Below are 6,752 nucleotides of genomic sequence, written 5' to 3' on the forward strand. Positions count from 1 at the left end.
CGTCCGCCTCAAGGGCCTGCTGGCCGCCCCGGTCGTCGTCGACCTGCGCAACATCTACAAGCCCGCCGAAATGGTCCGCGCGGGCTTCACCTATGCCTCGGTGGGGCGCGGGGCGAAGTAGGCCCCCTACCCGCCCTCGCCGGCGATCAGCGCCGCCTTCATCGCCTGCGCCTGCTCGGGCGAGACGCCCATGGCGGCGAGGATCGGCGAGGGGGTGCGGGTGTCCCAGCTGCTGCGCGGGCCGATGGTGATGCCGCCGTCGACCACCAGGTGCGTGCCGGTGACGAAGGCGGCGTCGTCGCTGGCGAGATAAAGGGCGGCGCGGGCGATGTCGTCGGGCAGGCCGGCCTTGGCGATCGGCTGGATCTTCGGGCCGATCTCGGCGACGCGGGCGGCCATCTGGTCGGCGACGTCGCGCGGCAGGCCGATCGAGGCCCCGAAGATCGAGGTGGCGATCAGGCCGGGGCACAGCGCGTTGACCCGGATGCCCAGCGGCGACAGCTCGGCCGCCGCGCAGCGGCTCATGTGGATCACCGCCGCCTTGGCCGAGGAATAGGCCAGCGGCCCGAAGCCCGCCTGCAGGCCGGCGATCGAGGCGGTGTTGATGATCGAGCCGCCGCCCCGCGCCAGCATGGCCGGCACGGCGTGCTTCATGCCCAGCGCCGGACCGCGCAGCAGCACGGCGAAGGTGGCGTCCCAGGCCTCGCCGGTGATCTCGGCCGCGCCGTGCGGCGCGCCGCCGTGGCCGGCGTTGTTGAACAGGATGTCGAGCCCGCCGAAGGCCTGCGTCGCCAAGCCGATCGCCGCGGCGATGTCGGCCTCGAGCGTCACGTCGCAGCGGGCGAAGCGCACGGCGTCGGGAAAGCGCCTTTCGAGGATCTCGCCCTTCTCGGCCTGCAGGTCGGCGGCGATGACGCGGGCGCCCTGCGCGACGAACAGTTCCACGGCCCCCAGGCCTATGCCCGAGCTGGCTCCGGTGATGACGGCGACCTTGCCGTCCAGACGTCCGCCCATGCAGATTCCTCCCTTGGCTCGCGGCCTCTGGAGGCGGGCCGCTCAGCGCGGGAGGATCATGGAATGGCCGGCCGCGCGCGGCCAGTCTTACCCAGCGTCAGTTGGCGGGCGAACCGAAGACCCGGTTCGGAAACGGCCGCCCCACGGCCGGCCGTCGCGTCACCAGGCTGAAGACCAGCCACAGGGCGCACGGAACCAGCATCACCACCCAGGCCAGCACGAGTCCGGCCAGGCCGAAGGCGGCGCAGACGCGCTGCCAGGCGTTCGGCTGTTCGATCGCGCGGCGGCGCGGCTTTTCGATGTTCAAACCCATAGGTCCCCCACGGACGTCGGTTTAAGGCTTGAGAACCGGCGCCCGACGATACGCCTCGGGCGAAACTTGGTTTTTCTTCTTGCCCGGCTTGAGCTGCCGCGCAAGGGCGTTCTTGGCGTCGACCATCGCCGGACCGAACAGGTGCCACGGTTCGACGCAGTAGCGGGTGAACAGGCGCTGCGGATCGGCCATCAGCCGGAACAGCCACTCCATGCCCACCTGGCCCATCCAGCGCGGCGCGGCCAATTGCACGCCGGCCTCGTAGTCGAAGGCCCCGCCGACCGTGAAGCCGACGCAGGGGTCGAGCTTCTTGTGGTTCTCCAGCAGCCACTTCTCCTGGCGCGGCATGCCCATGCCGACCAGCAGGACGTCGGGCTTGTAGGCCCGGATCTTCTCGACCACCGCCTCGTTCTCGAGGCTGCCGTCGATGACGTCGAAATAGCCCTGATGGCTCTCGACCTGGGCCGTCGGCCAGTCGCGGCGGATGTTGTCCAGCGCCGCCTCGGCCACGCCCGGGGCGCCGCCGACGAAGAACACCTTCCAGTTTTCCTTGGTGGCCCGCGCCCAGAAGTCGTTGCGCCAGTCGAGATAGGTGCAGCGGTGGAAGCGGCGGCTGGCCCGGCCCACGATGCGGGCCCAGAAGATCAGCGGCACGGAGTCGACCTCGATCAGGTCGGCCGACTTGAAGAAGTCGACGATCTGCTGGTCCTTCTGGATCAGGTAGAGGCTGTGCAGGTTGTGGTTGGCGACGACCGCGCCCTTGCCGGCCGCGATCCGGCCCGCCACGAAGTGGAAGACCTCTTCGGGGCGCACGAGATCCATCTCGCCCCCGAGCACCTTCACGCGCTCTTCAGGACGCCGGTTCATGCGAAACGGGCGGCGCGCCTCCAGAGGATACGCGTCGCGAGCAGGAAGGAACATCTGAACCCCGCCTCCGACTATTCGAAGAGCAGCAATAGCTCAGGTGACCTAACCGCTTCGCTAAAGGACGTCCTTAGCGAGATTTAACCGTATGATTTTACTGCTGTTTCATTATGGGACGGCGGCAGACGGCAGCGCCGAGGCCGGCGCCGGAAGCGCGCTTGGCCCGTGCGCCGCCACCTCGGTCCAGATCGGCATGAACAGCGGGAAGCTCCCGCGCCCGTCCTTTCTCGGCAGGAACGTCACGCCCAGTGTCCGGTCCTTGCCGCAGACCTGGAACGGCCAGACCTCCATCCAGGCGCCCGTGAGGTCGAGGCCCTCGAGATGGGGCCGCAGGGCGTCCGGCAACACGATTCCTGGATGACCCTTGCTGGTCGTCGGCGCCGCAGCGCCTGGCGGCGCCACCGCGACATCGCCCGGCCTGCCGGCGATATAGACGTCGGCCAGCCGCACTTCGCAGCCGGCTCCGAGGTCCTGGAAGACCTCGTCGACGGCCGCCTTGTAGGTCCATTCCTGAAGATCCACTTCGGCGAGACTGTCACCGGGCAATCCGCTGGTCATCCGCCAGGGCGGTGTTCCCTCGAAGCGGCCGATGTTCAGGTTCTCGACGGAGGTCCGGCCGCAGCCCGCGACACGCACCTTCTCGCGCCAGACGATCATGTCCGGACGGCTGGTGATCTTCCACGGCCTGATCGACACGACCTCGACCTGGGCGGCGTCGCAGCGCGATCCGTTGAACCGGGCGTCGGCGATCTTCGCCTGCTCGATGATCATGGCGTCATAGGCGGCCTGCTCGGCCGGCAGCACCCCGCCCGACGGCGGGCCGGCCACGGCCAGCGCCGCGGCGGCAAACATACCCAGCATCGAAAGCCCCCCTCGATCCCAGGCCGTAGTCTAAGGGGCATTCGCGTCCCAGGGCCAGCGGCGTCGCACGAACGACGCCGCCTGGCGGAGCGCCCTACTCCACCGTCACCACGACCTTGCCCATGGCCTTGCGGCTGGCCAGGTGGGCGATGGCGTCGCCGGCCTTTTCCAGGGGGAAGCGCTCGGAGACGTACGGCTTGATCTTGCCGGCGGCGTAGAGGTCCATCAGCTCGCGGACATTGGCGGCGTGGCCGGCCGGATCGCGGGCCACGGCCGCGCCCCAGAACACGCCGACGATGTCGCACGACTTCAGCAGGGTGAGGTTCAGCGGGATCTTCGGGATGCCCGACGGGAAGCCGATCACCAGCATGCGGCCGCCCCAGCCGGCGGCGCGGATGGTGGCCTCGGAATAGTCGCCGCCGACCGCGTCATAGGCCACGTCCCAGCCGTTCGGACCGCAGGCGGCCTTCAGCTGGTCGGCCAGCGCCTTCTGGCCGTCCTTGTCGAACGGGCCGCGGGCATAGACGACGCCGGCGTCGGCGCCGCGCGAGATGGCCAGATCCACCTTCTCCTGGCTGGAGGCGGCGGCGATGACCCGCGCGCCCAAGGCCTTGCCCAGCTCCACGGCCGCAAGGCCCACGCCGCCGGCCGCGCCGAGCACCAGCAGGGTCTGGCCGGGCTTGAGGAAGCCGCGGTCCTTCAGCGCGTAATAGGAGGTGCCGTAGGTGAGGATGAAGGCCGAGGCCTCGTCGAAGGGCATGGCGTCGGGGATCGGCGTGCAGCGGGCGGCCTCGACCGCCAGCTTGTCGGCCATGCCGCCCCAGCCGGTGGAGGCCAGCACCCGCTGGCCGACCTCGAGCGTGGTGACGCCCTCGCCGAGCGCGGCCACGACGCCCGAGACCTCGCCGCCCGGCGCGAAGGGGCGGGTCGGCTTGAACTGGTACATGTCCTGGATGATCAGCAGGTCGGGATAGTTGACCCCGCAGGCCTTGACGTCGATCAGCACCTGGCCGGGCGCGGGGGTCGGATCGGGCAGCTCCTCCAGCACCAGGGTCTCGGGTCCGCCGACCGCCTTGCTGAGCACCGCCTTCATCTCGCTTCTCCCGTATTCTTTCTTTAGAACGCCGACGCTAACGCAGGCCGCGCGGCCAAGGAAGCAGAATGTCAAACAAGCGTTTTACTCTCGCCCTGCACGGCGGCGCCGGCGCCAAGCGCGGCCATGACTATTCGGTGGAGATCGCCCACATGCGCGGCCTGATCGAGGCCGGGCGCGCGCGGCTGGCGGCCGGCGCCTCGGCCCTGGACGTGGTGGTCGAGACGGTGGCGGCGCTGGAGGCCTCGGGCCTCTACATCGCCGGCAAGGGCGCCTCGCCCAACGCCGCGGGCGAATACGAGCTGGACGCCAGCCTGATGGACGGCGCCACGACCCGCGCCGGTTCGGTGGCCGCGCTGCAGGGCTTCGCCAGCCCGATCCTGGCCGCCCGGGCGGTGATGGAGAAGACCCCGCACGTGATGCTGGCCGGCGAAGGCGCCATGAGCTTCGCCCGCGCCCAGGGCCTGGAGACGGTCGAGGATCCGCAAGCCTACTACACCCGCGCCGGCGCCTTCGAGGACAACGCCGCGCCGGACGTGCTGCCCACCGGCACGGTCGGCTGCGTGGCGCTGGACCAGGAGGGGCGCCTGGCCGCCGCCACCTCGACGGCGGGCGTGTTCGGCAAGCTGCCGGGCCGGGTGGGCGACAGTCCCGTGATCGGCGCGGGGGCCTGGGCCGACGGCTGGGCCGCGGTCTCGTGCACCGGCCAGGGCGAATATTTCATCCGCACCGCCGTCGCCGCCCAGATCGCCCACCGCATCCGCTTCGGCGGCCAGAGCCTGGACGAGGCCGCCAGGGGCGCCATCGAAGGCGTCGCCGAACTGGGCGGCCACGGCGGGCTGGTGTCGGTCGACCGCGAGGGCAATGTGGCCATGCCTTTCGCGTCGAGCGGCCTCAAGCGCGCGGCCCTGCTGCCCGACGGGACCATCGTCGCCGAGGCGTTCTGATTTAGCTCGAAAGGGCGTGCCAACCGGGAGGCGAGCGGGTTAGCTTGGCCTCATGTCGCGTCGCGTCGCCGCCTTTCCCTTCCTGCTGTGCCTGGCGGCCTTCGCCCAAGCGCTCCCGGCGCGCGCCGACGTCGCGCTGGACGCCGACTGGATCCGCCGGGTCGAGACGGGCGAGGTGGCGCTGGACGTGCGCGCCGATCCCCGCGCCCATGGCGGCGAGGTGCGGGCGGCCATCGACATCGCCGCCCCGCCGCAGGTGGTCTGGCGCACGATCCTGGACTGCGACCGCGCCGCCCGCATGACCCCGGGCGTGCGCCGCTGCACGGTGCTGTCGCGCTCGGCCGACGGTCGGGCCGAGACCCGCGAGCACCGGGTGAAGTGGAGCCTGCTGCTGCCGCCGCTGCGGTCGGTGTCGGAACTGACCCTGTCGCCCTATCGCAGCATCGTCTTCCGCTGCATCGACGGCGACATCCGCGACTGCCAGGGCCGCTGGCTGCTGACGCCGCTGGCCGGCGGGGCCGGCACCCGGGTGGTCTATGAGAACCGCGCCAGCGCGCCGTTCGGCCTGCCCTCGGGCGTGGTGTCCTCGGCCATGCGCCGCGACGTGCCCGTCGCCCTGCTGGCCCTGAGGCGCGAATGCCTGGAGACCCGCCCGTGACCCTCGCTCCGCCGCCCGAGCCCCTCTGGCTGTTCGACGGGGTGTGCAACTTCTGCTCGGGCTCGGTGCGGACGGTGCTGGCCATCGATCGCAAGGGGATCGTGCGCTTCACCCCGATCCAGTCGGACTATGGCCGGCAGCTGGCGCTGGCGCATGGGATCGACCCGGACGATCCGGCCAGCTTCCTGCTGCTGGACGGCGGCCGGGCGCTGGAGAAGAGCGCCGCGGTGCTGGCGTTGCTGAAAAGGCTGGGCGCGCCGTGGTCGTGGCTGGCGATCATCGGCGTGGTTCCAGAGCGCTGGCGCGACGGCGCCTACGACTGGCTGGCGGCCAACCGCTACCGGCTGATGGGCAAGAAAAGCAGCTGCATGGTCCCCACGCCCGAGCAAAGAGCGCGTTTCGTGCTGGAGCCGCCGACCGCATGACCCTGCCCCGTAAACGCGTCGTCCTGGTCGGGGCCACCGGCGTCTTCGGCTCGCGCCTGGCGCGGATGCTGGCCCGCCGGCCCGATGTGGAACTGGTGCTGGCCGCCCGGCGGCTGGGACCGCTGGAGGCCTTCCAGGCCGAACTGGCGCAAGAGGGCGCGAAGGCCCGCATCGAGGTCGCCGTCGTCGATCGCGAGCGGCCGAAGACCCTGGCTCCCCTGAAGCCGTTCGTCGTGGTCGACGCAGCCGGACCGTTCCAGGGCCAGGACGCGGCCTTTCCCGCCGCCGTGCTGGCGGCTGGCGCGCACTATGTGGACCTGGCCGACGCCCGAGACTTCGTCGCCGCCTTCCCCGAGCGGCTGGCGGTTCCGGTCAAGGCGGCCGGGCGCTGGGCGATCACCGGCGCGAGCTCGACCCCGGCCCTGACCTGCGCGGCGGTCGATCGCCTGACCGAGGGCTGGACGCGGATCGACCGCATCGAGGCGGCGATCTCGCCCGGCGCGCGGGCGCCGCGCGG

At 71.2% G+C, this 6,752-nt stretch carries 10 protein-coding genes; 5 read left to right on the top strand and 5 right to left on the bottom strand.

Features of this window, described 5'->3' with window-relative positions:
- The coding region (locus DMC18_RS26830) for a hypothetical protein (RefSeq protein WP_233248088.1) at window positions 1-121 on the top strand (121 nt) is incomplete at its 5' end.
- Window positions 122-126: 5 nt separating this feature from the next.
- Here DMC18_RS26830 and DMC18_RS06925 read toward each other — a convergent pair.
- The 5 genes from DMC18_RS06925 to DMC18_RS06945 all read right to left on the bottom strand — a co-directional run bounded on the left by DMC18_RS06925 (window position 127) and on the right by DMC18_RS06945 (window position 4,205).
- Window positions 127-1,014 (bottom strand): SDR family NAD(P)-dependent oxidoreductase, encoded by an 888-nt coding sequence (locus tag DMC18_RS06925; protein WP_110119842.1) that lies wholly within the window; start codon window positions 1,012-1,014, stop codon window positions 127-129.
- Window positions 1,015-1,111: 97 nt separating this feature from the next.
- Window positions 1,112-1,327: a hypothetical protein gene (locus tag DMC18_RS06930; protein ID WP_110119843.1), complete on the bottom strand. Its 216-nt coding sequence runs from the start codon at window positions 1,325-1,327 to the stop codon at window positions 1,112-1,114.
- 21 nt (window positions 1,328-1,348) lie between these two features.
- Entirely contained in the window at window positions 1,349-2,248 is a 900-nt protein-coding gene (locus DMC18_RS06935; RefSeq protein WP_110119844.1) for a WecB/TagA/CpsF family glycosyltransferase, read from the bottom strand.
- Window positions 2,249-2,359: 111 nt separating this feature from the next.
- Window positions 2,360-3,103 (bottom strand): hypothetical protein, encoded by a 744-nt coding sequence (locus DMC18_RS06940; RefSeq protein WP_146217997.1) that lies wholly within the window; start codon window positions 3,101-3,103, stop codon window positions 2,360-2,362.
- Window positions 3,104-3,206: 103 nt separating this feature from the next.
- Window positions 3,207-4,205: an NADPH:quinone oxidoreductase family protein gene (locus DMC18_RS06945; protein WP_110119846.1), complete on the bottom strand. Its 999-nt coding sequence runs from the start codon at window positions 4,203-4,205 to the stop codon at window positions 3,207-3,209.
- A 68-nt stretch (window positions 4,206-4,273) separates the two neighbouring features.
- Here DMC18_RS06945 and DMC18_RS06950 point away from each other — a divergent pair, with 68 nt between their 5' ends.
- From DMC18_RS06950 to DMC18_RS06965, 4 genes are all read left to right on the top strand, one after another.
- Window positions 4,274-5,152: an isoaspartyl peptidase/L-asparaginase family protein gene (locus DMC18_RS06950; protein WP_110119847.1), complete on the top strand. Its 879-nt coding sequence runs from the start codon at window positions 4,274-4,276 to the stop codon at window positions 5,150-5,152.
- A gap of 52 nt (window positions 5,153-5,204) precedes the next feature.
- A complete protein-coding gene (locus DMC18_RS06955) occupies window positions 5,205-5,810 on the top strand; it encodes an SRPBCC family protein (protein WP_110132798.1) in 606 nt (201 codons plus the stop codon).
- The gene (locus DMC18_RS06960) at window positions 5,807-6,235 is read left to right on the top strand and encodes a thiol-disulfide oxidoreductase DCC family protein (RefSeq protein WP_233245246.1); all 429 of its coding nucleotides are present in this window, start codon (window positions 5,807-5,809) and stop codon (window positions 6,233-6,235) included. Before DMC18_RS06955 ends, DMC18_RS06960 begins: the two co-directional genes overlap by 4 nt.
- Window positions 6,232-6,752 (top strand): saccharopine dehydrogenase NADP-binding domain-containing protein (locus tag DMC18_RS06965; protein ID WP_199232546.1); only part of this gene is annotated, 521 nt, incomplete at its 3' end. The genes DMC18_RS06960 and DMC18_RS06965, both read left to right, overlap by 4 nt.

Source organism: Caulobacter sp. D5 (genome assembly GCF_003185805.1).
In the GTDB taxonomy this organism is placed as follows: Bacteria; Pseudomonadota; Alphaproteobacteria; order Caulobacterales; family Caulobacteraceae; genus Caulobacter.

Bases quoted from the DNA above. Each gene is read 5' to 3' on its own strand.
- DMC18_RS06925 (WP_110119842.1), bottom strand. From the start codon at position 1,014: ATGGGCGGACGTCTGGACGGCAAGGTCGCCGTCATCACCGGAGCCAGC.
- DMC18_RS06930 (WP_110119843.1), bottom strand. From the start codon at position 1,327: ATGGGTTTGAACATCGAAAAGCCGCGCCGCCGCGCGATCGAACAGCCG.
- DMC18_RS06935 (WP_110119844.1), bottom strand. From the start codon at position 2,248: ATGTTCCTTCCTGCTCGCGACGCGTATCCTCTGGAGGCGCGCCGCCCG.
- DMC18_RS06940 (WP_146217997.1), bottom strand. From the start codon at position 3,103: ATGTTTGCCGCCGCGGCGCTGGCCGTGGCCGGCCCGCCGTCGGGCGGG.
- DMC18_RS06945 (WP_110119846.1), bottom strand. From the start codon at position 4,205: ATGAAGGCGGTGCTCAGCAAGGCGGTCGGCGGACCCGAGACCCTGGTG.
- DMC18_RS06950 (WP_110119847.1), top strand. From the start codon at position 4,274: ATGTCAAACAAGCGTTTTACTCTCGCCCTGCACGGCGGCGCCGGCGCC.
- DMC18_RS06955 (WP_110132798.1), top strand. From the start codon at position 5,205: ATGTCGCGTCGCGTCGCCGCCTTTCCCTTCCTGCTGTGCCTGGCGGCC.